Source organism: Mucilaginibacter pedocola (assembly GCF_002013915.1).
In the GTDB taxonomy this organism is placed as follows: domain Bacteria; phylum Bacteroidota; class Bacteroidia; order Sphingobacteriales; family Sphingobacteriaceae; genus Mucilaginibacter; species Mucilaginibacter pedocola.
Window position 1 is genome coordinate 16,430 of record NZ_MBTF01000014.1, and the last position, 23,937, is coordinate 40,366.

The window sequence follows — 23,937 nt, forward strand, 5'->3', positions numbered from 1 at the left end:
CTTTACGGTTTACCTTCCTTTCTCCTCTTTATCAAAGTTTTCCATCACCAATACCGCTGCACCTATCAGCTCCGCATCGAAACCTAAAGATGATATCAGTAATTCGGTGCCCGATGCAAGACGAGGAATACAGTATTTTAGTAATGCCTGCTGTATAGGCGCTAATAGTATTTTGCCCACTTTGGCACCACGGCCGCTTAATACAATGTTAGCGGGGTTCATGATGTGGATGAGGATGGCAAGTGCCTTTCCTATTTTGTAACCCGCATCTGATAGCAGTTCCAACGCAAATTGATCGCCCTGGTTGGCGGCTTCCATCAGAGCATCGCCCATCATTTTAAAATTGCCGTGCATTGTTTTCAGGCTGGTTATGCGCCCTTCTTTAATACCTTCTTCGGCCTTTTCGGCCACCACAAGCATACTGGCCTCGGCCTCTAAACACCCGCGCTTTCCGCAGGCACACAATGCGCTGTCATCTGATATAGGTATATGGCTCAACTCACCCGCAAAACCGTTAGACCCGCGGAAGATCTTACCATCTATGATCATCCCTAAACCTATACCCCAGCCCAGGTTTATCACCATAACTTCCTGCTGAAACTTGGCTATGCCAAACTTCTGCTCGGCAAGGGCTATCAAACTACTGTCGTTATCAATATAAGTGGTAATGCCTGTTTTCTCCGAAATATAATCGCTAAGCGACCGCCCGCCTGCATCCAGGTAAGTATAGTTAATGCCTTCAATGGCATTAATAAAACCGGGCATACCAATGCCTATCCCCGCAATCTTATTTTTTGGTATGCCGCTTTGGGCAACATAATTGTTCAGGCTGTTAATAAGCATGGCCAATGCCTGCTCATTATTTTGGAGCTTTATATCAACAGTTGCCATATCGGCAACGGGGTTGTTTTGCAGGTCGATGAGTTGCAAACGTGCCGAAAGCTGATCCATGGCCACAGCCAAAATGTACATGGCCTTGGCGTTTATGTTGTACATAAGCGGGCGGCGACCACCGCTCGAGGGCGCGTAACCTTCTTCTACCACAAAGCCTTCTTTTATCAGTTCGTTAACGGCTTTGGTGATAGAGGGAATGCTTTTATCAAAAAGCTGGCTCAATCCGGCACACGACATTGCGTTATCGAAATACAAACGCTTTATGATCATGTTCTTCAACCAGCCGCCTTTAACACCACTACTTTTAATTTCCATTCAGCGTATATAATCGGATGTTTATCGGGGTTTATAATTGGATAAAATTAGAAATATTGCTGCAATGTACAACAACATAACTTAAATAAGATACCCAAATATGCCTCCCGATTTTAATAAGTTTTGATTGTAATTAAATCATGACAATTTAAATACCACTTATGCTTACGTCAGCCAAAAATAAAATGTCTATTTTACAGTTCCATCCGCATTTGGATGAGGCTTCGGCTAAAACCTGCTTTTTCGTAAGCTTTTATAGCGGCATCATTGTGGTAATAAACTTCCAGTTGCAGCTCGGTAATACCTTTCTGTGCCGACCAATCTTTCAGCGCCTGTATTATTATGTTGTTTACACCATTGCCGCGATACTCGGGCAGCACATACATAAAGCCGAGGTAGCTATGCTGTGGAGGGGTTAAGAAGAGTTTAGAATCTTGTATGCGCGCATATCCGCAGCCAATGGGCGCTCCGTCAAACTCCGCCACTACCAGGTGAATATGCGGGACCGTTATCATCAGCTCCAGATCGTAATATTTGGCAGGGTGCGGTTTTATAGTTGGGTCGAAAGCGCGTTCCGCCTCAATAACACCCTGCTCAAACTGAAGCAAGGTATCCATATCTGCGAAGGTAGCGGGGCGAACAGAGAACACGATTTAAAGATAAAGCGATTTACATGAAATGGAAAAACTTATTTGCTTTCCGACTTCGTGCTTTGCGCCTTCCGCTTCAGGCTTTCCGCTTAAAACTAAGCCGCTCCCCCAAAATCGGCAATAAAATCAAAGTAGTCGTTCCAGTTGGGGTCTTCTTTGGTGTTGATATTGATGGGCAGGGTCTCGAAATCGAGCAGCGCCATATCTATACGTTCCTGCGCCATGCGGGCATTGGCGGTGTACCATTGCCAGTGTTTTTCGCCCTGGCCGGTCATTACCGCTACCAGTATGCTTTGCTTATCGCCCTCCAGTGCAGCGATCAATGCAGCTTCGAAGTTTTCCATTACGGTTGCTTCGCCGGGTGTTGGCATTTCGGCGGCTTCGTCGGTATCGTAAAGCCAGCTTATTTCTATTTTGGTGGGGTAACTACCCGTATCAATAAATTCGCGGATATTTTGGCGGTAGCGCACCATAACGGGTATGCCATTGGCGTTAGCGCCCTCGGCGCCTGTCCAGTTGTCTTCCAGTATCAAGTCGTCGTTCATGCTTGTAATAAGGCAATTACGCGGGGAAATGTTTGAATACCTAATTAGCTTTCAAACAACTATGTGTTGTAAGCAAAAATATATCATTTATGTTTTTACCACATTCTATGGCAAAAGCCAAAAGCGCCACCCGCCCCAATACCTGTTATAATGAGTATAGAAATCTTCAAACTCGGTAGGCAAAGGCAGTTTATGCTTTTGGGCAAAAGAACTATATCCCGATTCCCCTTTGAAGTTGATCATTTGGTTACTTTTTAAATTGTAGAATATAAAGCCCGAATCGGCTTCGGCGCAGAAATTATCACCGGCTACTGAAAAGTTCCCTATGTGCAGCTCTCCTTGTTGCTTATCAGGTTTAAAATAAGGATACCCATCAGAAGCCTCTATGGCTTTACCGTGTCCCAAAGGTATCCGCGAATCATCGCCCAAACCATGGTCGCCATAATAGGTGAACATAAATACAAATAACAGCACAGCTACAGCGCGAAAGAGTGAACTAAATTTCAATTTCTTCAAATCGAGTTTTGCTGTGCGGAAAATAACGTGTAGAAATAAAAATAACACACCGGCGTATATCGCCGCCAGCAAGGCCATTTTAACTATCTCGAACAAAAAATGAGACGATGATGCCATGTGTTGAATTGCAATAAGGTATAGCTAAGATAGCAACCTAAACCCGTCGGGCTGCTATCTTAGTTTCGCTCTCTACTCCACCAAAAATTCCTTCTTCAACTTAATATCTTCTGATGATGCGCCTATCATTACGGTAAACTTGCCGGGTTCTACCGTCCAGTTCATGTTCTTGTCCAATAGCGCAAGATCGTCCGGGTGGAGGGTGAATTGTACGGTCTTCTTTTCGCCGGGGTTGAGGGTAATGCGCTCGAAACCCCGAAGGTCGAACTCGTAGGTGGTTACACTGCTGATGTTATCTTTCAGGTATAGCTGCACCACCTCGTCGCCTTTGCGGGCACCGGTGTTGGTAATATCCACTGATACAGAAATATCTCCCTGGCTATTCTCCTTTTCGGGCGATACCACCAAATTACTGTATTCGAATTTGGTATAGCTAAGCCCGTAGCCGAACGGATAAAGCGCACCATTAACGCTGGTATGGCCCCAACTGTTTTGACCGCCCTGACCGGCCTGTGCATTGGGTTTAAAAGGAAAATTAAACTCCAACTGGCCGGTAGATTTCGGGAAGGTAATGCTCAGTTTACCGCCGGGGTTATTATCGCCAAATAGTGTTTCGGCAATTACCTGCCCGCTTTGCACACTCGGGAACCAGGTCTCCAAAATAGCAGGCACGTATTTGTTTTCCCAGTTGATGGTGAGCGGCTGGCCGTTTATCATTACCATTACCACGGGTTTTCCCGTTGCCTGCAATGCCTGTATCAGCTTCAGTTGGCGGCCGGGCAGATTCAGCCCCGTGCGCGAGAGGCTCTCGCCCACCCTATCCACATCCTCGCCCACTACGGCAATTACTACATCGGCGTTTTTTGCTTTGGCCACTGCCGAATCGATGCTGGCTTGTTCGCCAGCGGTTAACGGCGTTTCAATAATTTCACTTTCGGGCCAGGTAGCATCTACCATATCGCAGCCTTTAGCATAGGTTACTTCGGTGCCATTACCTACATAGTTTTTAATGCCATCAAGCACTGTAGTGATAGGGTTGTGCGATGGGCCGTAGCGGCTAATGGCATAGTTGGTTTCGGCAGCCAGTGGGCCGGTCACCAGTATATTTTTCAGCTTGCTTTTATCCAGCGGCAACAGGTTACCTGCATTTTTCAGCAGCACCATGCTCTCGCGGTTCATTTGCAGGCTCATGGCCGCATCGGCTGGGGTATGCACCAATTTATCTGCAGCCTTAGGGTCTTTTACGTAAGGGTTATCGAATAAGCCAAGGCGGAATTTCACGCGCAATACATCGCCCACGCGGCTATCAATCACCTTCATAGATATTTTATTCTCTTTGATCAACTCGCGCAAGGGCAGTATAAAGGTTTGCGGCATGGTAAAGTTGGTGCGCACGTTCAAACCGGCTTCTACCACCTGGCGCACGGCCTCTTTATAATCGCCGGCCACCTTGTGTTTAGAGTATAGGAACTCCACAGCCTCGCTATCGCTCACCACATACCCCTGGAAACCAAATTTCTGGCGCAGCAACTCCGTCAGGAAATAATAGCTACCGGTTATGGGTACGCCATCCCAATCGTTATAGCTGCTCATCACGCCCATGGGGTGCGCCTCCTGTATCACCCGGCGGAAGGGGTACAGGTATAACTGATGCATTTCGCGCGGGGCCACGTGCGGGTCGGTACGGGCACTGCCATCGCGGCCGCCCTTGGGCACGCTGTATACAGCATAATGTTTTAAGGTTGATGCCGCACCATTCTCCTGAATACCCAGCACCATTTGCTTGCCCAGTTCGGCAATTAAAAAGGGGCTTTCGCCATAGCATTCTACTACACGGCCCCAACGCTGGTCGCGCGCGGGATCCAATATTGGCGCGTACACGTTGGTATAGCCTAATGCTCTTGCCTCGCGGCCCACGGTGGCACCGGCCTGGCGTACAAGCTGCTTATCCCATGTACTGCCTATCGAGATAGGTGCCGGCAGCGGCGTGGCACGGTCGTGGTTAAGCCCGTGGATGCCCTCGTTAGTAAAATCTACCGGGATACCCATACGGGTTTCTTCTACAAACCATTTTTGAACCGTATTAATGGCCGATGCATGCTTGCTAAAAGGGTACGAGTACTGCGTAGGCGCATCATCAGTATGCGAGGTAAGGTTGTTTAGCTCCTCGTCAATATTGGCAATGCCATCCTTCCATATCTCGGTTTTCCAGCGCTCAACGGGCATCTCATCTTTCAGTACGCGTTTGTAGCCGTAAAGCGTAGCCATTTGGCAGGTTTTTTCTTCCACGGTCATTTGGCTTAGCAGGTCGGCAACGCGCTTGTCGATGGTTTGCGAGGGATCCTCAAAAACGTCCATTTTGCCGTTCTTGTTAAAATCTACCCAGCCCTTGTGGTATATGTTTTTTTGTTGTGCCGATGCCGAGAGAGTAAGCAGCAGCGCGGGTAGCAGCAGTAGTGGTTTTTTCATGAAATGAGAGAGATGTAATGAGTTTACACCTCAAATATAGCCGAAAGCAGAAACGGCAATGCCGATTTAAAGGGCTTTTTGTACGATAACGTTTGCGAACGGATTACCTGGTGATATATGTGTAAGTTATCGTTGCTTTTTCTACTCGTACGTTGATAACCGAGGCAGATGTAGGAAATCCCTCTTCATTGTAAACATAAGACGTTATCATGCCATTGAAATCAACCACATTGTTTACTCCCCACCCTCCGAGAAACGAGATGCCGAATAACAAAGGATTGTATCCACTCACCATAGAAAAAGGTGTTTTATGAGAGTCGTATTTTATTGAACCAGCCTCGAAAAGGCCAAGCAAACTATCGTAAACTTCGTACCCTACCATATTTCCATTACTGTCATAAGTTTAATTTGCTGTAATATCAGTGCTTCCCATTAAAGTATTTTGAGTTACTCTTCCATTGTTCAGTTGCATCACAATCTTTTGTTCACCCTTATCAAATTTCCTTACAATTTCTACTCTATTTCCGCTATACATGTATGTGGCAATATAATTATCATATATCGCATTAAGTGCGGTTGCCTGGTAACTACTTAACCTTCCATCAGCACTGTAACTATAATTATACTAATAACTGTTGGCAACGGTCAAACCTTTAACGCGATTGTTATTGTCGTAAGTAAACGTTTTGACATCATCCGGATAGCCTTCATAATGGGTAGTTATAGTGCTTACTAAATAAACCGGCTTTGTATCATTATTTGTCGACCCGTCCTTTTTGCAGGACTGAATAATCATCACAAAAATTAGAAATGTTAGGATAAGATACCTTTTCATGACCTGGTTTAGTTACCTGCCAAGATAAGCATCTAAAGCTATATTTCGAAATTGCATTTCTATTGTTGCCGATACATCTGACTGGAAAAATACACATTAAATTATGCCAAGAATCTTAACTGTGGTATGTAATTGCAATGCCGCACATTGGCATTACTATTGTACAAATTAAGCTGTACATCTAACCTTCCTGTTTTATGAGCAATGCATTTTTACTCAGCTTTGTGAGCTTCCTGCTTTTTGTAGGCAATAATGGCCACACTCCCACCAAAACCAATACACTTGCTGCCGACGAAATGATATGCGGCAAATGGCAAAACACCGATAAAAACATAATAGTTGACGTTTATAAAGAGGGCGCGGAATTTAAGGCCAAACTGGTTTGGTTTAACAACGGAGAAGGCGAACGCGCCATGGAAAGCTGGACCGACAAACACAACCCCGACCCTGCCCTGCGAAGCCGAAAGCTATTGGGCATGAACATACTGGAAAAACTGGTGTACGACCCCGAGACTAAATCATGGGAAGACGGCATTATTTACGACGCACAAAACGGCCGCCACTGGAATTCCTCTGCCCGTATAGATAAACACGGAGAGCTAAAAGTGAAGGGCTATTGGCATATTAAGCTCATTGGCAAAACCATGACGTTTAACAGATTATAAATCTGCAAATTTCCAATATGCAGATGAAAAAGAATATTTCTTATTGACCGCGACACGAATACCGTATACGTATAAAACACAAAAGCGCCCCCGGGTTATCCGCGGGGCGCTTTGTGCTTTATTATTGATCTAAAAACTTATTATTTAGCCTGGCCAAATTCGCCGCTTGCGCTTAGCTCAACTTCGTCGCTCAGCATTGGTGCGCCGTATTTGCTACCGAAACCGAAATCAGAACGTTTGATAGTACCGGTTACTTTGAAACCTGCAGCAGGCTCTTTGCTCATTGGGTTGATGATGGTGCCTTTGTGTACCAGATCGAAAACAACCGGTTTAGTAACACCGTGCAAAGTTAAGTTACCTGCCAGTTTGTATTTGCCTGCGCCTGCAGCTTTAATGCTGGTGCTGGTGAAAGCAAGAGTTGGGAATTTTGCTACATCGAAAAATTCTTCGCCTTTAAGGTGGCCGTCGCGACGGTCGTTCTCGGTGTTTACCGATGCAGTTTGTGCTACGAAAGTAACTTTAGCATCGCTGAAATCAGGTTTTGCAGCTACGATAGTTGCATCAAAATCTTTAAAAGTACCGTCAACTTCAGATACTGCTAAGTGGGTGATGGTAAAAGTAACGTGCGAGTGTGCTTTGTCGTTTTTCCAGGTGGTTTGTGCGAAAGAAGCCGTTTGCATTAATAATGCAGCAGCGGCTAATAGTAGGGTCTTTTTCATGTTGTTAATTGTATTTAAATATTTTTTACGGCTCAAAGATATATATTCGCTTATCAAACAAACAAAATAAATGTTTAAACATTTATTTTGTGAAACAGCGCTGACAAAGCCCCTATTTTTCAAAGAATTCATCTACTCTTTTATTGAATTCGTCGGCTTTTTCCATCAACGTGGCGTGCCCGCTGCCCTTCACTATCCATAATTCGCTATTGGGTATATTCTTCTGAATGAGGCGTGTATGGCTATCTACTATCACATCGTGCTCGCCGGCTATAATAAATGCAGGGCATTTTATTTGTTGCAGTTCGGTTAGTTTTATGTTTGGCTGAAACTGATCGAGCATAAATACCTTCCACTTATTTTTGAGGACGGGCGTTTGCCAAACGCGGTTTTTGTTAGCGTTATAATATTTCACGCTTTCTTCCCAGCCCTTAGGATCAATAGCAGTAGTGCCTGGCCAGATGTTGGCGCCCGTAGATGCCAGTTTGATTACCTTATCAGGGTGACGCATGGCCATCAACAGGGCGTTGATGCCTCCATCGCTCCAGCCCAACACGTAAGCTTTGGGCACATGCATGGTATCTAAAAGGGCAGCAAAATCGTCGGCCATTTGCTCGAAGGTAAGTGAATCGCGCGGGTCGATGGTCTTGCCGTGTGCGCGGCCATCTACCAATATAACCCGGTATTTTTTAGCGAAGTAGGGCACGTTATCGGTAAACGAGCTCATGTCCCCGCCGTTGCCGTGTATCATTAGCAGGGGCTTGCCGCTGCCGTACTCTTCTACATACATTTTAATGCCGTTCACATTGTAGTAGTGCCCGGCTTCGGGGTTATTGCCATACATAGTTTTTGGTTTACAGCCCAGTAAAGTTAGCAGTTGCGGTACCACCACAAATAACATCAGTCGTTTAATGCGCATATATAATTTAGTTAGGGATTTCACCGATTATTTTTTTGATTCCACCGATAGGACATGATTCCCGCGATCTTTAACAGGATTTAAAGATAGGCAGGATTATTCAGGATTCGTTTTTGAATATCATATCAGAGATAGTTATTTATTTTACTGCATTTCTCAAATACTCCGCTATTTCAGCATACTTCTTCAACTCTGCGTCATCACTCACTTCGTTGGGGGCATACTCCGCCCAGCCAAGCGGTGTGCCACCGTAAACTTTATCTGTAGCGTGTATATCAGCACCAGCCTCTACCAGCAACTTAACCGTTTCTAACGAACCCGACCATACCGCCTGATGCAGTGGCGTGGCATGATGATGAAAACCACTACCTGCGTCGGGATAGCCATTAGGACTAATGCCTTCATCCAATAAATACTTAACCATATCCACCTGTCCATAAAATGCCGCTGCCGTAAGCGCCGCCAGTTTCTCGTTATCCGATGCTGTTGTTAACAGACGAGCTATATCATCCATTCGCCGCAAGCCAATGGCCACGCCTAAGGTTAATTTTCCGCCGCGCTCAATTAAGTAATTAGCCGCTTCGGTGTTGCCGTGAGCCAAAGCCCCCATGCCGCCACCGGGTTGTGCGCCGGCATCTATCAGTGCCTTCATCATGGCTATTTGCACGCCGCAGTCGCGTGGTATGCGGCCCGTGGCTACCAGGCCAAGGCAATAGTCCAACTGCTGTTGTGCCGTTTCGGGTGCTTTGGTTTTAACCTCCCCTATCAGCAATTTGGTTATAGCTACAATGTTCTCCGCTAATTTCTCGTGCCTGATGGGGTTATCCGCCACAAACCATAGCAGGTACGGGTCTTTAAAGTAGCCTTCTTCGGTAGTTTGCAGTCGGTTGGTAATGAGGTCGGGGTTTTCGGTTATGAGCTGCTGTAGCTTATCGATATCACCTCAGTCAATAGCTTCAACTGCCTGCAGAAAGATGGGATTAATGATATCGGTGGTTTGCATTTAAGGCTTTTGTTTAATAACGTTCGCTAATGTTTTATAAAAAGAAAGTCCTTGCCAACTGAATACAAACCACAGCGAAAACTACAACGTAAAAGTATTTGATCTTTTGCCTTTTCTTGTAAGCAAGAAAAATCCCAACACCAGCGGAGGCGAACAACAATAGAAATAATATCCTCAAAACTAACACAGCATCTTCATCTGTTTGCTTCAAGTCGGGTTCCCATTCGTACCTGTATGGCGACACTAATAGCGTCAAAAAAAGTATCGACAATATCAACACAAGCAAAACAATATGTGGGATATAATTTCTCACTCCTACTGTAATTCTACTATATGTTCTCCCATTTCCCGCTATCCAAACTGCGGTAAATGGCATCAACTACCTTCATATCTTTCAAGCCTTCTTCGCCGGGTACGCGGCTGGGTTTGTTGAGGGCAACGCAGGTGGCAAAATCGTCCATTTGGGCGGCTTGCTGGTTTATGTTAGGGATATTCATGGGCTTGCCATTCACTTTACCATCCAGCCCGCCGTAGCCAAATGCAGGTTCCAGTTCAAAGTTGCCATTCTCGGTGGTTACGTGCAGGTAGCCCCAATTGTTATTGTAGCTGCTTTTGCCTGTTACCTTGGCTCCGCTTGGAAATTTAAGTTCCCAAAACACGGTTTCGTCCACCTCCTTAAATAATTCGGGTTTAGTTTTTTCCTGTGTGGCTTTTACAGCTATAGGCTCCTCGCCTAACGTATAGCGCGAACCCTGGATAGAATAAATGCCCATATCCATCAGGCCGCCGCCACCTGCCAGGGCTTTCTTTAAGCGCCAGGCATTGGGGTCGCCGCCGTAGGTAAAGCCGTTGCCGGTATCTATTTGCGTTACTTTGCCCATCACCTTTTTCTGGCCCAGGCGCATTACTTCTTTGGTATGCGGTTCAAAATGCAGGCGGTAGCCTATAGATAGTAACCTGTTGGCCTTTTTACAGGCGGCTATCATTTCGCGGCATTCGGCAGCATTTAGTGCCATAGGTTTCTCGCATATAACGTGCTTGCCGGCCTGCGCTGCGCGAATGGTAAACTCTTTGTGCATGCTTACCGGCAAAACAATGTATACGATATCGATATCCGGGTTTTTAGCTATCTCGCCGAAGTTTTGGTAGTTGTAAATATTCTTCTGCGGGATGTTGTACTTTTTGCTCCAGTCTGCAGCTTTTTGCGGCGTGCCGGTAACAATCCCCGCCAGGTAACAGTTTTTAGTCTGCAACAAGGCCGGGGCCAGTTGCCCGCCGCTGTAATAACCCAGCCCCACCAGTGCAACGCCCATTTTCTTTTGGGCACCCAGGGCGTTTATGGCATTGCCCAACATTAAGGCCGTAGCGGCAACTGCACCGGTTTTAATAAAACCTCTGCGAGAAACTTGGTAATTGGTTTTCATAACGATAAATGGCTTGATGGTTTACAAGGGGCATTTAAAGTTAGGGAAAATATTTTGTGAATGGTTGAATAAGAGAGTGGTGAATGGTTGTATTGTGGTTAGGCATTGTGGCTAAACCCCTCCCTGCCTTTGCGCGCAACCAGCCACACCCCTTCCAAGATAGGGAGTTTATAAGCAAAAATCCTGCTTAATCCTTAAATCCCTTAATCCTGTTTTAATTACCGAAGCCCGCCTTATACTTCTTTATCGCCCGAATAATAGACTGCACTATCTCGTTCTGCCCTTCTGCCGAGTTGAGGTAGCGCTCGTCGTCGGGGTTATTTATAAAACCCGTTTCTATCAGCAGGCCCGGCATGCCGCTTTGTTGCAACACCAGTACGCCCTGCTCTTTTACGCCGGCGCTTGGGCGGCCGTCGGTATCGGTAAATTCGGTATCAAGCAGTTCGCCAAATTGTACGCTTTGTTTGCGGTAGCGTTGCTGAAAGGCCGCCAGCACAATGGCATTCATGGCGGCATCTTCGCCATAGCCGTTATATTTTTCTTTATAATCTTTCTCCTGGTAAATAGAGGCGTTCTCGCGCAGAGCCTCCAATTGTTCCTGTTTGCGGTGGAAACCATACAGTAGCAGCATAGCACCGCGGCGGGTACCCACACGTTGCGGGGTAGAGTTGCAATGGATAGAGATGAACAGGTTGGCTTTACTGTCGTTAGCAATATCGGCACGGTTATGCAGTTCCACAAACTTATCAGTACTGCGGGTCATGATCACATTGATGCCGGGGAGTTGGTCGTTAAGGGCTTCTTTCAGCTTTTTACCAATGCTGAGGGCCACGGTTTTCTCGTTACTGTAAGCGCCGTGCGCGCCGGGGTCTTTACCGCCATGGCCGGGGTCTATCACGATGGTTTTAAAACGAAACGAGCGGGTAGAATCTTCGGGCTTAGTGCCAGATTGCGCATGCGCCGGGCGATGGGCGGCGATCAAGAATAAAGAACAAGCTAACAAAACAGCTCTTACGTTAAAGGGCTTAAAAAACATGGCGCAAAGATATATGATAGTTTCGAGGTATAAACCCCGTGTTTTTGAATTATTTGCCGGCATTACACGATTATAAATGGCTCTCGTCCCTATAAAGGCTAAACAGACAAGATTGTTTTATGAGAGACTAAAACAAGAGCCCATGGTTTAACACGATTTAAGGATGGAGCGATTTACACGATTATTCTTGCAAACTAAATTTGGACAGGATTTTGAGGATGGATAGGATGGGCAGGATTTTTTATTTTTTTGATTTCACAGATTTCAAATTGATTCCACCGATTTTTAATCCTGCTTAACCAACAAATTCTGTCATACTGTTAAAGAATCGTGCAAATCGATAGATCCTTCAGTCGTATTAGATTTTGAGATAGATAGGATAGGCCGGATTTTTTTTTGGGATTACACAGATTAAAAAAAAATTCCACCGATTTTTAATCCTGCTTAATCAACAAATCCTGTCATCCTGTTAAAAAGTCCTGTTTTAATCTTGCAATCCCTTAATCCTGTCAAAAGAATTGCCTGGTTGCACTACTCGTATTTTAAGCGATATTATGTTTAGCAACGAAACTCTTTACCTTCTCCATTAATCCCTGTTTCAGTTTGAGGTATGCAGGGCTGTTGCTCAACTTCGTGTCGAAGCCGATTTTACCGCCGCCCCAGTTAAAGCGCGGGGTGAGTTTGCCGTCTTCAAAATCAATCAGGTTGAAGAGTTCCAACAGGCCATCCATACGGCAAAAGCTTACTTCGTCCTGTTTCAGGTCGTTCACGTAAATGGCAGGCGTGCCCATGCCTACCGATGGTAGGGCGCAATGCACGCGACTGGTTACCACGAATGCAGCTTTGGCATATTTACGCAATAGTTCGCGGGCGTATTCAAATTTCTCGTCCTCGTCTTTGTAGGTCTTCAGCGGATCGGCATGTTTGATGTACTCGGCTTGCGTAAGTACCTCGTCGGTAAAATAAGGCGAGTAACTTTTATAAAAACTGGCTGCGCGTATCATCCAGCGCAGGTTGGTAAAGCCCGAGCGGCGCTGTGATATGGTTTTTATGGTATTGTATTTGGTGAGCAATGTCCAGGTAAAACCTATCAGCGAGCTATCGCGCTTAATGGGTTCGTATTTGGTATCAACAAAATAGGCTTTCCGCTCTTTCACCGGGTCGGTAAAGGTTTCGCCAAGGGTTAGCGTTAAACAACCCGAAAAGTAAGCATCTATACCTTTGGCGTTTAGTACTTCTGCGGTTTTGCGGTCGCGGCAGCCAATAGGGGCATATTGTTTAAGGTAATCAACAATTTGCGGGGTGTTTAAAAAGTGTTCCTGCGCCAGTACATTCAGGTGGAAGGATATAAAATACGGCAGGATACTTTTTGCAGGCGGCCAGTTTTTGGGGTGGTGGGTAAACCAGCCATTCATAATAAGGACCACTTCTTCGCCGGTGTACTCGTTCAACAATTCGCGGTTTAAATAAACATCGGCTTTGCCGCCTAAAAACTGCAATGCTGCCAGGCTTTGCACATAATCGCCAACGTTGTCTTTCCTGTAACCCGATTCGTATATAAGTACGCCTTTTTTTAAACCCATAAATTTGTGATAGATGCCCTTTTATTGGGCTAAAATAAGGATAAATGCCGAACGGGCAAGGCGAAAAGGCATTTGAATAAGTGTTTGAGAGATCAAACTACAGCAGGCATTCCGCTGCTGTGTAACCTTATCTCCCATATCCCAAAATGACGCCCTAAGACAAACACTTTGCTTTTTGGTTTGTATGCAATATCCACCTTCCGGAAGTTTTCCACAATTACAATTTTAATTATTTGAAAATAAGGAACTTAAAAACATACACAACCCATAGGTTTCGCTAAAATTAATTTTATCTGCAACCTATTGTTATTGTGCTGCGTATTACAGGTATAATTTATAAGTACAGGTTATGGACGCATTATTCTCAAACTCTACCGGCATTTTCTTCTTCTTCCTGCTTTTGGGCAGCACTATAGTTTACTTCATATTAAGGTACGATAAAACGCAGCGCACAAAAATGAATGGCATACTGGCGCAAACACAGGATGTAAAACCATTGCTAATGGCAAAAGCCATAAACCATAAACTGAAAGCTATTAAACCCCAGCTTAACCACGAGAACCGCCGCGATATAGCCAAACAACTGGATGACCTGGTTGCTGCTTACGACCGCGGACAAGTATCGTTACCCGAATACTGCACCAGGTTGAACAACCTGCTTGCGATGGTAGCATAATTGGTTATAGTTGATGGTTCATGGTTGATAGTTCCATGGAAAAAAGGTGGAGTGGCCATTTTCAATTTAACTGAACTCTGGCCTTCAACCTCTCATCTCTAACCAATTATTCCTAAGTTTGGCGCTTATGAGCGCCAGCGAAGAACAAAACCACCTGCAAATAGTTGCCACTGCCGATGGCTCTAACACCATCTACAACGCGCTGGTTGGCGAAAATTACCACTCGCGTAATGGTGCCCATCAGGAAAGCCGGCACGTTTTTCTGCAACAGGGGCTTCAGCACTTCATCAGCCTGCAGCAAGCCCCGCCTACATCAATAAGCGTATTAGAGGTTGGCTTGGGCACCGGGTTAAACTTTTTGTTAACTGCCGACTACTGCACCACGCAAAACATCCATCTTGATTATTGCGGTATAGAAGCCTACCCGCTTAGTGCCGAAATGATGAGCCAAACCGGGTACCATCAGTATACTTCCGCCCCGCTTTGGCAAAGCTTTTTAGAACATTATCCCGCCTCGTTGTCGGCACCGGCAGGCGTTAACGACTTTGTAACCCTGCAAACCGTTCACAGCCAACTACAAACTTTTACATCCGATAAGAAATTCAACGTAATTTATTTCGACGCCTTTGCATCGGCCCATCAGCCCGAAATGTGGACAGATGAGGCCATTGCCCATACCATCAGCTTCCTGAAACCCGGTGGCGTATTTGTAACCTACGCCATTACCGGCAACCTTAAACGTTGCATAAAATCCCTTGGGCTTAAAGTGGAAAAAGCCCCCGGCGCACCGGGGAAGAGGGAGATGTTGAGGGCTATTGCCAGTTAGCAGTGGGCAGAGGGCAGTTAGCAGTATTTTATGAAATCGAGTTTGGGCGATTTCAGTCACTAACAAAATAAAAGTCTTTGCTCATTCTGCCCATTCCATAAATTCTTTAAAAATTCGAGTGCAGAAGAGAGTTTTTACTGCAACCTAAACTCCCACCTCGTAGTCTTATAAATACTTAGTATATTACTGCTGCTCCTAAAATCCTATTTGCAAAAAAATGAAAAGACCCTTTACGCGCTTATTTCTGCTGATAACATTAATTGCTTGTACAAACATTGCCGCCAAGGCACAGGATACCGTTATTATTAAACAAGATATACAGTATCTCGACTCGCTGCAATCGCCCATACTGGGGCAAAAACGTATGCTGCAGGTTTTCCTTCCCGAAGGTTACAAACCCGGCAGCACCGATAAATACGATGTGCTTTACGTGCTCGATGGCGGGAACTGGAACACAGGGCTTATTAAAAATATACAGCGTTTTGTGGAGGGCGAAAGTTATATGCCGCCAACCATTATTGTAAGCGTACTGGGTATCGACCGTAACCACGACCTTACCCCTACCCACATCTCTGAATTTAAAACATCGGGCGGCGCTGATAATTTCCTCAATTTTATCACTACCGAGCTAATCCCTTACATCAATAAGAAATATCCGACTAATGGCGATAATACCTTGTGGGGGCATTCGTTTGGTGGCTTGTTTGTTATAAATGCTTTGCTAACGCAACCATCGGCCTTCAAATCGTACATAGCTGCCGACCCAAGCCTGTGGTGGGAAAACCAATACATTAAAAAGATCGCTCCCGAAAAACTAAAGGCCATACAAACCACCGGCATTACCCTGTTCATTAGCAGCCGCGAAGGCACCGAAGGCGACGGGATGAAAATAACACCCATAGATACCGTGCTGCAACAATATGCGCCTGCCAACCTGAAATGGAAAAGCATCAAATACCCCAACGAAACCCACGCCTCGGTGCGGTTTAAAACCACTTACGATGGATTAAAATTTTCGTACGGGTGGGAAACGGGTAAGATAGAGTTTCACCCGATGGCCGGCGTGATAGATAAAAAGCAACCCTTAACGGTATGGTACATGGGCGATACCGCCAGCACTCACTATACCCTTAACGGCGAAATCCCTACCCTTGCTTCGCTAAAAGCAACGCCTGATATTGTGCTGGATAAAGCCGCTACACTAAGCTTTAAGCAATTTACCAACCGCAGCCGGTACGACAAAACAAAAACCGGCACCTTCACTTTAGAAGATACCTGGAAACCTGCGGCCAAACCCAAAAACGCCCGAGCCGGAGGTTTGCATTACGCCTACTACGAAGGCGACTACAAAACCGCAACCGAACTAAAAAACCTAAAACCGCAACAACAAGGCTTGGCAGACACCACCTTTGATGCCGATAAACTCCCGCGCAAAAACCATTACGCCATGGTGTTGGATGGTTTTATAGAAGCCAAAGAAGATGGCTATTACATTTTGGGATTAGAAGCTGACAAAAACTCAAAGCTTTACATCAACAACCGGATGCTGGTAGATTGGCAGGGCAGCTACAACGAAAGCAGCTCATCATACGTAGTACCGCTCAAAAAGGGCTTCTACCCCATCAGGATAGAGTATTTTCACCAGATAGAAGATTTTAAGCTGCAGCTGAGCTATATAACCCCATCCGGCCTAAAAACCAAAAACGGGATGACGGTTCCGTTTGGGGTGTTGTATTCAGTAGGCGGTTTGCAGTAAGCGGTTTGCAGTTTCCAGTAGGCGTCGCAATTATTAAACTGCGAACCGGCAACTGCAAACTGAAAAAAATCTGCAAACTAAAAAAGCAACTGCAAACCGCACACTGCCAACTGCAAACTGTTATCTTTGCAGCCTATGCCAATAACTCCGCCTATTGCTTCGGCTACGCCGTCGGGTGCGTTTGAGCGCCTGCTTACCATCATGAACGATCTGCGCACCAATTGCCCCTGGGATAAAAAGCAAACCATGGAGAGCCTGCGCCATCTCACCATCGAAGAAACGTACGAACTATCCGACGCTATACTTGGTGGTGATATGCCCGAGATAAAAAAAGAGCTGGGCGATATTATGCTGCACCTGGTGTTTTACGCCCGCATTGCATCAGAAACGGATGATTTTAACATCACCGGCGTGCTCAACGGTATTTGCGATAAACTTATTAACCGTCACCCGCATATCTACAGTGATACCGAGGTGAACAATGAGGAAGATGTAAAGCGCAATTGGGAACAAATCAAATTAAAAGAAGGTAATAAATCGGTTTTGGCGGGTGTACCGGCATCGCTTCCGGCGCTGGTAAAAGCATCGCGCATACAAGAGAAAGCACGTGGCGTAGGTTTCGATTGGGATAATAAGGGGCAGGTTTGGGCCAAGGTAGAAGAAGAACTACAAGAGTTTAAGCAGGAATTTAATGTAGACGACGATGTGGCCATTGACCATGAAAAAGCCGAAGCCGAATTTGGCGACCTGCTGTTCTCGCTCATTAACTATGCCCGCTTTATCAACATTAACCCTGAGGATGCGCTGGAGAAAACTAACCGCAAATTCATTAAGCGTTTCCAGTACCTGGAGGGTAAAGCTAAAGAACACGGTAAGCAACTACAGGACATGAACCTGGCCGAAATGGATGTTTTTTGGAACGAAGCTAAAAAGGCCTAAAATATATAACAGGTTACAGCGTTTGTACAAAAACCGTTAACCTGTTATACAATGAAAATAAGCTTTACCTATTTAACGCCTGCGCTTGTTTTAACAATTGCATTGTTAGGTGGCTGTGCCGAAAATAAATCGGCCAATCCCGCACCCCTGCCATCCGGCACCTTCAGCGGCGAATTTAGGTTATTGCACCGCACTCCCGGCTTCACTAATATAGATACTATAAAAGCAGCCATTCAGTTGGTATTACAAAACGGCACCACCTTTAAAGTACTTGGCGACACCACAAACCTTCATGCAGGCAGCACCGGGCATTACAGCTTAAATGGCGGCAATCTCACTTTTCAGGACAATACCCATGGCGGTGCCAAAACGCAGCTAAACGGCACATATAGTTACTTTTACGATGGTGGCGGCGCACTGCAAATGGTATTTAACAGTGCCGATACCCTTACCCTGCAGTACGACCTTAAGAAGGTAAACTAATACACTCCCCTGATGTTATTTTAAATTACCGGCGGTAACTTTGCTGCCGGCAATAGCGTCATGTAAAAAATTTTACGGGCCTTGTAGCGTTTTGCAACTACAGCCCGTAACACCATTAACACTTAGCAGAACTAACAGCACTTAATGCATCTAACCCACCGCATTACTGAAGACGAGATAGTAAGTAAATGCAAAACAGGCAGCCTAAAATACCAGGAATTGCTATATAAGCAGTTTTATGGCTACGCCATGGGTATAAGCGTGCGCTACAGCCTTAACCAGGATGATGCATTAGAAGTTGTAAATGATGCTTTTATAAAAGTGTTTAATTATATAAATACATATAATACCGATAAGCCCTTTAGGGCCTGGCTGCGCACCATAGTGGTAAATACCGCTATTGACAGGCGCCGAAAGGAACTAAAGCACCAGGCCAATATGGATCTGGACCATGCCGTAGGCGTAGGCAGCGACGCAAGCGCTATTGAAAGGCTGAATGCACAGGATATTTTAAAGCTGATGAAGAAGCTGCCGCAGCTACAGCTTACCATTTTTAACATGTACGAAATTGATGGCTACAATCACGATGAAATTGGAAACATACTAAACCTGCCGGCCAGTTCATCAAGGGTTTATTTGAGCCGGGCGAAAGAAAAATTAAGGCAGTTATTAACAACAGAAACACAAAACCATGGATGAGCAGTTTGACGAAAGGCTGAAGAACCGCATCACGGAGGTGTTTGATAATTACGAATTCCCTCCGGCCGATGAGGCGTGGCTCGAACTCCGCAAGAAGTTCCCGGTGAAAGAGGAACGCAAAATTGCCTGGCTATGGTGGAGCAGCGCCGCAGCCGTATTGCTGGTGTTTTTAGGTGTAGGCCTGTGGTTTAACAATAAGCAAAACGCAGAAACCACTATTGCCGACAGCCATAAAACGACTATACAACAGCCTAATAAAACTAACGCTGAAACCAACAATGCCGATAGCTTAAAACCTATTGATACGATAAGCACTAACAATGTTGCCTCTGCTTCGCCGACGCAACCTGCTGCGGGTAAAAACAAGATCACCGTACACGGATTTGATAAGGCCATAAGCCCCGCGCCCGATGCAACATCCACCGCGCCAAATAATGCTGTGGTAAACGGCAGATTAGTAAGCCCTGCACCTGCTTACGTGGCAACACAAAACAAGCAACAGGCCAAGCAAAAAGATGAGCGTATTACGCCGGATAATACAATTGCGGATGCACCTGCAAACAATGTAGCGCAGCAAAAACCAATTGTTCCGCTTGTTAAAACGGATGCGCCCGCTACGGATAAAACTGTTGTGGTTAACAACGCAAACCAACAAGCCATTGCTGCTAACGCACAGCCTACCGTAAATAACGCCGATAACAAACCAGTAAGCCCGGTTATAAAACAACAGCCTAAAACGATGGAGGACTTGTTTAAGCAGGAGGCCCAACAACAGGTTGCTAAGAGGAAGCCGGAAACGAAAGAGCCTAAGAAAGTAAACTTCAGCGTATACGCAGCCACCTATTTAAACTATGCCGAGGGCAGCGCTAACCAGGTTAATGCGGGTGCGGGCTTTACATCAGATATCCGCCTGGGTAAAAAATTCAAACTATCAACCGGTGTGGCGCTGGCCCAAAACTCGTTGAGCTATGCTAATGGTGCCCCGGTTAACAGCAACAGCAGTTACGACCGTAAGGCCATGTCGGCAAGTTACAGTTTTCCATCTGCTGCAGAGGGGCTGGTGAATCCCGCAGCCTCTGTTGCCGAGCTAAAAGGATCGAGTGCGCGTTTGGTGGGGCTTGATGTACCTATCAATATTAAATATGAGTTTAACCCCGAGAAAAGCGACACCTACATTTCGGCGGGTTTAAGCTCGGGTACTTTTATTGATGAGCGTTATACTTACCACTATCAATACAACAATTACAACGCCTTGGGTAACTCTACAGCCAGCCAGCAAGACCAAACCACCACCCAAAGTTTCAACAGCTTTTATTTTGGTAAAACATTGAATCTTAGCTTTGGTACCGGCTTCCCTATCGGTAAAAACAGATTGGTGGTAGAGCCCTTCCTGAAATATCCGCTGGGTGGTATGGGTAGCCAAAGTATACAATTTGGCGCCGGTGGCCTCAACCTGAAATTCAACTTCAAATCCACCAAAAAATGAAGAAACTTCTACTAAGTGTTGTTTGCCTTGCAATTGCTGTTGCTGCATCGGCGCAAAAATTGGAGTTGACCGCAGGTGCTTACTCTGGTTTATTCAAGTATAGCGGCGCATCTTCAGCATCTTCAGCAATGATGCTGGTGAGCAGGGGGCATTTCAATTCCGAATACACCAACAGCCCCTATGGTAATAAATTTGGCGTTGGCTATGGATTAAGCGCACAAGCACAATTAGTGAGTAAGGGTGGTTTTATAGTTGGCGTACAAACCGCTTTTGAGCAATTGAGAAGTAAGGTTGATATCAATGAAATAGTTATATACAATCCAATTTCAAGCGGTCCGGGTAACCCTATGGCAGCAGATGGCAGCACAGCCATTAAAAATACCGTCATCAACTTAAACCCACACCTTGGTTATCGCATCCCCATCAGCAAAATTAAGCTTGATATATTAGCCGGTACCGATATTGGTTTTATAACCGATGCCCGCGAAAAAGGCAGCGCCAAAACAGATGATGGCACCACCTACAAAACCAATGTAGACCGCAAAACCATCAGCACCGATTTCCGCCTGCGTTTTGGACTGGCTGCACACCTCAACAAATTCAGCCTAAACGCAAGTTATGCCCACGGCTTACGCAATTACATGGAAGGCTATGTTGGTGGTACCAACGAAGCGTACAGCAGGGTTGTTAGGGTTGGTTTGGGGTATAGGTTGCTTTAGAAATTCAAAGAAGAATTTCGAATAGTGAACTTCGAATATCCAATTCCAAAGTAGGTTTACTTCAATATTCGGTGTTCGATATTCTCCTACTTAAACCTTATAGCCCTCACCGGCGAAATCCGGCTTACCAGCATACTCGGCACAATCAACACCAATAAGCATACTAATAGCGTACTAATGTTAAGCAGCACCACATCGCTCAGCGTAAACTTAATGGGCACAAAGGTCATGTAATAACTCGCCGGGTCGAGTTTGAAGAAATGTGTGTATTGCTGAAAAAAGCCTAAGCCAAGTCCAAGCAGGTTACCCAATAGTAAGCCAATACCTATCAAATAAGCAGCATTATAAAGGAATATCTTTTGAATAACCCAATTACGCGCTCCCATGGCCTTGAACATGCCTATCATGGCTGTACGCTCCAGTATCATGATCAGCAGGGCCGATATCATGTTTATTACCGCTACGGCCGTCATCAGCACCAATAGCACCACGGCGTTCACATCCAGTAAGCCAAGCCACTCGAATATAGTAGGATAATTATCAAATACGGTGTATGATTTTAGCAGGATAGGCAACTTATTGTCTATCCAATCTGCCGTGTAGTTTATCTTGTTAAAATCGTTCAGGCGTATTTCGTAGCCGCCTATTTCGCCTTTATTCCAGTCGTTAAGGCGTTTAATCAGGTTTAGGTCGCCTATGATGAAGGTTTTATCTACCTCATCAACCCCTACATTAAAAATGCCTTTTATGGTAAGTTTACGCTTGCGCGGAGTTTCTTGTATAAAGTAGATGATTAGGTCGTCGCCTACGCGTAGTTTAAGGCGGTTGGCTGTCACCTGCGATATCAATACCTGTTTCATGGCTTCGGCACTGTCTGCAAAATTAAGCACACTGCCGCCCACTAATGATTTTTGCAGGTAGCGCCAATTGTAATGTTTATCAACTCCCTTCATCACCACGCCCTCTATCTCGTTATTGGCCTTAATAATGCCCGGCTTGGTAGCGTAGGCGTTTACGGAAGTAACGTTGGGATTGACAATTAACTTAGGTACCAGGTCAGCTTCGGGGATAAAAGATGAATTTTCGTAAGAATTATTCAGGTCAGATTTTACGATCTGTACATCGCCGGCAAAACCGCGAACCTTTTCGCGTATCTCCTGTTTAAAACCTTTAATAACGGCCAGCGAAAGTATCATTACGCCCAGCCCCAGCATAATACCTACGATGGCTATGCGCACAATAAGTTTCGAGAACGTGCGCTTGCTTTTGAGGATAATGCGGCTTGATATAAAACGGGCGAAACTCAATGCTGAATGATTTTTGTACCTTCGCAAATATGCGTTTTTAAGGTTAAACAAGCCGCTTTTAAATTTGCTTTAAGTTGATAAAATTTATGATGAAGATAAAGCTATTAATACCCGCCGCCTTTATTTGCTGCCTGTTTTTCACTTGCGATAACCTGGCCCAAACCCCGCGCCAACACAAAACCGCCATAAAAGTACTCACAACCACCATTATGCCCGCTGCCGACCAGGTATCGCTTTACCTCGATTACCTGAAGGGCAAAAACATAGGCATGCTTGTAAACCAAACATCCATCATCGGCCCCAAAAAGGTACCGCTGGTTGATAGCCTGCTGAAGCTGGGCGTTACCGTTAAAAAGATATTTGGCCCCGAGCATGGCATACGCGGCAACGCCAGTGATGGCGCAACCGTTGGCGATAGTAAAGACCCGGTAACAGGCCTGCCTGCTATATCGCTCTATGGCAAACACTTTAAACCAACTGTAGAAGACCTTAAAGGCATTAACCTCATGATATTTGATGTGCAGGATGTAGGCACACGCTTTTACACCTATATATCAACCCTGCACTATGTAATGGAGGCCTGCGCCGAAAACAATATCGAGTTGGTAATAATGGACCGCCCCAACCCCAACGGTTACTTCGTGGATGGACCAACACTTGATACAGCGTACCGCTCGTTCGTAGGTATGCACCCCATCCCCGTTGTACATGGCATGACCATAGCCGAATACGCCCAAATGATAAACGGCGAGGGCTGGCTTAAAAACAAAGTACAGTGCAAGCTAAAGATATTTAAAGTGGCTAACTACACGCATGATAAACCGTATGTGCTACCCGTTAATCCCTCGCCAAACCTGAGTTCGGCACAGTCGATATTGCTGTATCCGCATATCTGCTTCTTCGAGGGCACCAACATCAGCCTGGGCCGTGGCACACCAGATCCATTCCAGATTTTAGGCAGCCCCTTATTAAAGGGTAAATACCCTTACACGTTCACCCCGGTAAGCATACCCGGCGTAAGCGACAACCCGCCGCTTAAAGGGCAGCTTTGTTACGGCATTAGCTTAAAAGATTACAATACCGACACGCTGCGCCAACAGAAAAAGCTTAATTTAGCGTGGCTGATAGAATTTTATAAAGCATACCCGGATAAAGAAAAATTCTTTATCCCTTACCTCACCAGACTGGCCGGCAGCCCCATTTTACAGCAGCAAATAATTGCCGGCAAAACCGAGGATGAAATAAGGGCAAGCTGGGAGCCTGCTTTATCAAAATTCAAGGCCACGCGCAGCAAATACCTGCTTTACAAATAAGGTCGGAAACCTTACTTTACTTTTTACTTAGATCTTTACACTA

General features: G+C 45.5%; 22 protein-coding genes. 10 read left to right on the forward strand and 12 right to left on the reverse strand.

The window, feature by feature from the left end; translation table 11 throughout:
• Positions 1–9: 9 nt before the first annotated feature.
• The 5 genes from BC343_RS15615 to BC343_RS15635 form a co-directional block, all read right to left on the reverse strand.
• Positions 10–1,209 (reverse strand): ROK family protein, encoded by a 1,200-nt coding sequence (locus tag BC343_RS15615; protein ID WP_078348744.1) that lies wholly within the window; start codon positions 1,207–1,209, stop codon positions 10–12.
• Positions 1,210–1,403: 194 nt separating this feature from the next.
• Positions 1,404–1,826 carry a GNAT family N-acetyltransferase gene (locus BC343_RS15620; RefSeq protein ID WP_078348745.1) on the reverse strand — a complete coding sequence of 141 codons (423 nt, stop codon included), beginning with the start codon at positions 1,824–1,826 and terminating at the stop codon, positions 1,404–1,406.
• A 128-nt stretch (positions 1,827–1,954) separates the two neighbouring features.
• A complete protein-coding gene (locus BC343_RS15625) occupies positions 1,955–2,404 on the reverse strand; it encodes a DUF695 domain-containing protein (RefSeq protein ID WP_078348746.1) in 450 nt (149 codons plus the stop codon).
• Positions 2,405–2,509: 105 nt separating this feature from the next.
• Positions 2,510–3,037 carry a hypothetical protein gene (locus BC343_RS15630; RefSeq protein WP_143822216.1) on the reverse strand — a complete coding sequence of 176 codons (528 nt, stop codon included), beginning with the start codon at positions 3,035–3,037 and terminating at the stop codon, positions 2,510–2,512.
• 72 nt (positions 3,038–3,109) lie between these two features.
• Complete coding sequence (locus BC343_RS15635) at positions 3,110–5,506, reverse strand: glycoside hydrolase family 3 C-terminal domain-containing protein (protein WP_078348748.1); 2,397 nt, start codon at positions 5,504–5,506, stop codon at positions 3,110–3,112.
• Between the two features lie 1,032 nt (positions 5,507–6,538).
• On the opposite strand from BC343_RS15635, the gene BC343_RS15650 reads away from it, so the two are divergent.
• Complete coding sequence (locus tag BC343_RS15650) at positions 6,539–7,006, forward strand: DUF2147 domain-containing protein (RefSeq protein ID WP_078348751.1); 468 nt, start codon at positions 6,539–6,541, stop codon at positions 7,004–7,006.
• 140 nt (positions 7,007–7,146) lie between these two features.
• Here BC343_RS15650 and BC343_RS15655 read toward each other — a convergent pair whose 3' ends face one another.
• From BC343_RS15655 to BC343_RS15685, 6 genes are all read right to left on the reverse strand, one after another.
• Positions 7,147–7,725, reverse strand: coding sequence for a YceI family protein (locus tag BC343_RS15655; RefSeq protein WP_078348814.1), 579 nt, complete (start codon positions 7,723–7,725; stop codon positions 7,147–7,149).
• 112 nt (positions 7,726–7,837) lie between these two features.
• Positions 7,838–8,644, reverse strand: coding sequence for an alpha/beta fold hydrolase (locus tag BC343_RS15660; protein WP_202909804.1), 807 nt, complete (start codon positions 8,642–8,644; stop codon positions 7,838–7,840).
• 139 nt (positions 8,645–8,783) lie between these two features.
• Entirely contained in the window at positions 8,784–9,476 is a 693-nt protein-coding gene (locus BC343_RS15665; RefSeq protein WP_143822218.1) for an ankyrin repeat domain-containing protein, read from the reverse strand.
• A gap of 500 nt (positions 9,477–9,976) precedes the next feature.
• Positions 9,977–11,071, reverse strand: a complete 1,095-nt coding sequence (locus BC343_RS15675; protein WP_078348754.1) for a Gfo/Idh/MocA family oxidoreductase — start codon at positions 11,069–11,071, stop codon at positions 9,977–9,979.
• Positions 11,072–11,285: 214 nt separating this feature from the next.
• On the reverse strand, positions 11,286–12,107 hold the full coding sequence (locus tag BC343_RS15680; RefSeq protein WP_162276880.1) for an N-acetylmuramoyl-L-alanine amidase family protein: 822 nt from the start codon (positions 12,105–12,107) through the stop codon (positions 11,286–11,288).
• 542 nt (positions 12,108–12,649) lie between these two features.
• Positions 12,650–13,690: a polysaccharide pyruvyl transferase family protein gene (locus BC343_RS15685; RefSeq protein WP_078348756.1), complete on the reverse strand. Its 1,041-nt coding sequence runs from the start codon at positions 13,688–13,690 to the stop codon at positions 12,650–12,652.
• A 349-nt stretch (positions 13,691–14,039) separates the two neighbouring features.
• Between BC343_RS15685 and BC343_RS15690 the strand changes: the two genes are divergently transcribed.
• From BC343_RS15690 to BC343_RS15725, 8 genes are all read left to right on the forward strand, one after another.
• Entirely contained in the window at positions 14,040–14,366 is a 327-nt protein-coding gene (locus BC343_RS15690) for a hypothetical protein (protein ID WP_078348757.1), read from the forward strand.
• Between the two features lie 127 nt (positions 14,367–14,493).
• Positions 14,494–15,192 (forward strand): tRNA (5-methylaminomethyl-2-thiouridine)(34)-methyltransferase MnmD, encoded by a 699-nt coding sequence (gene mnmD, locus BC343_RS15695; RefSeq protein WP_078348758.1) that lies wholly within the window; start codon positions 14,494–14,496, stop codon positions 15,190–15,192.
• Between the two features lie 217 nt (positions 15,193–15,409).
• On the forward strand, positions 15,410–16,948 hold the full coding sequence (locus tag BC343_RS31870; protein WP_078348759.1) for an alpha/beta hydrolase-fold protein: 1,539 nt from the start codon (positions 15,410–15,412) through the stop codon (positions 16,946–16,948).
• 135 nt (positions 16,949–17,083) lie between these two features.
• Positions 17,084–17,887 carry a nucleoside triphosphate pyrophosphohydrolase gene (gene mazG, locus BC343_RS15705; protein WP_078348760.1) on the forward strand — a complete coding sequence of 268 codons (804 nt, stop codon included), beginning with the start codon at positions 17,084–17,086 and terminating at the stop codon, positions 17,885–17,887.
• A gap of 51 nt (positions 17,888–17,938) precedes the next feature.
• Positions 17,939–18,370 (forward strand): hypothetical protein, encoded by a 432-nt coding sequence (locus BC343_RS15710; protein WP_078348761.1) that lies wholly within the window; start codon positions 17,939–17,941, stop codon positions 18,368–18,370.
• Between the two features lie 144 nt (positions 18,371–18,514).
• Positions 18,515–19,069 (forward strand): RNA polymerase sigma factor, encoded by a 555-nt coding sequence (locus BC343_RS15715; RefSeq protein WP_078348762.1) that lies wholly within the window; start codon positions 18,515–18,517, stop codon positions 19,067–19,069.
• Complete coding sequence (locus BC343_RS15720; RefSeq protein WP_078348763.1) at positions 19,062–20,555, forward strand: hypothetical protein; 1,494 nt, start codon at positions 19,062–19,064, stop codon at positions 20,553–20,555. The genes BC343_RS15715 and BC343_RS15720 overlap by 8 nt, the downstream gene beginning before the upstream one ends.
• Positions 20,552–21,274 (forward strand): outer membrane beta-barrel protein, encoded by a 723-nt coding sequence (locus BC343_RS15725; protein ID WP_078348764.1) that lies wholly within the window; start codon positions 20,552–20,554, stop codon positions 21,272–21,274. The genes BC343_RS15720 and BC343_RS15725 overlap by 4 nt, the downstream gene beginning before the upstream one ends.
• A gap of 86 nt (positions 21,275–21,360) precedes the next feature.
• Here BC343_RS15725 and BC343_RS15730 read toward each other — a convergent pair whose 3' ends face one another.
• A complete protein-coding gene (locus BC343_RS15730; protein WP_078348765.1) occupies positions 21,361–22,581 on the reverse strand; it encodes an ABC transporter permease in 1,221 nt (406 codons plus the stop codon).
• A gap of 86 nt (positions 22,582–22,667) precedes the next feature.
• On the opposite strand from BC343_RS15730, the gene BC343_RS15735 reads away from it, so the two are divergent.
• Positions 22,668–23,894 carry an exo-beta-N-acetylmuramidase NamZ family protein gene (locus BC343_RS15735; protein WP_078348766.1) on the forward strand — a complete coding sequence of 409 codons (1,227 nt, stop codon included), beginning with the start codon at positions 22,668–22,670 and terminating at the stop codon, positions 23,892–23,894.
• Positions 23,895–23,937 lie beyond the last annotated feature (43 nt).